Genomic DNA, 461 nt, shown 5'->3' with positions numbered 1-461 from the left:
GACGAAACTGTGATTCGAATCAATGACGAGCAGTTCTGGCTGTACGCCGCCGCTGATCCCGACACAAACGATCTGCTACATCTGCGACTCTTTGCAACGACAACGACCGCATTAACCGAGATCTTTCTGCGGGAACTCCGCCAGAAACACAATGTCGAATCCGCCATGTTTCTGGTCGATGGCGCTCAACACCTCCAAACAGCGCTGTCCAGAGCTGGGCTCCGATTTCACACTGAACGGACTGGAAATCGGAATGCTATCGAACGAATCTTTCGAGAACTCAAGCGCCGAACATCCTCATTTTCAAACTGTTTCAGCCACGTTGAGCCTCAAACCGCCGAAAATTGGCTCCAAGCATTTGCTGCTTGGCTCAATGCTCCTAACTAAACACTACCCTCGCATCGCAGGAAAAGAGATTGCAGACCAGAGTCGAAAGAGCCACCGTCGCCCGAGTTCAGATA

The 461-nt window shown here is 51.4% G+C and carries 1 protein-coding gene; it reads left to right on the top strand.

The features are described 5' to 3' along the window. Positions 1 to 387 (top strand): DDE-type integrase/transposase/recombinase (locus FJT57_RS17015; protein ID WP_238994009.1); only part of this gene is annotated, 387 nt, incomplete at its 5' end. Between the last annotated feature and the right edge of the window lie 74 nt (positions 388 to 461).

The sequence above is a fragment of the Halobellus captivus genome (genome assembly GCF_007655485.1).
Classification (GTDB): Archaea; Halobacteriota; Halobacteria; order Halobacteriales; family Haloferacaceae; genus Haloquadratum; species Haloquadratum captivum.
Note: the sequence above shows the minus strand (reverse complement) of the source record. Positions and strands in the feature narration are given on the sequence as shown.